Annotated in this window: 1 protein-coding gene; it reads right to left on the reverse strand. The window is 48.9% G+C overall.

Annotated elements, in window-relative coordinates:
- Positions 1–20 precede the first annotated feature (20 nt).
- Positions 21–233: hypothetical protein (locus SB771_RS37360; RefSeq protein ID WP_410722325.1), on the reverse strand; the 213-nt coding region annotated here is incomplete at its 5' end.

The following is a 233-nucleotide window of genomic DNA, read 5'->3' on the forward strand; positions in this document are numbered from 1 at the left end:
CGAAATCGCGGCTATCGGATTTACGCGGCGGTCTCGTTGGTTTCCCGGCAGTATTGAAACCGGTAGTTCGGTATCTGAATGTTGCTCAGTAAAATCAACGCGTTATGGGTTTTGTTCGATGCTTCGCAGCGGTAATTTTCGAACTCTGTCACTAATAGATGCCGCGATAATCGATGTTTTTCCGGCGTATCGGCATTTGGTGGATCCATTCGGTCCGCGCGGTTTTTATCCTG

The sequence above is a fragment of the Burkholderia sp. SIMBA_051 genome (assembly GCF_046534915.1).
GTDB lineage: Bacteria > Pseudomonadota > Gammaproteobacteria > Burkholderiales > Burkholderiaceae > Burkholderia > Burkholderia ambifaria.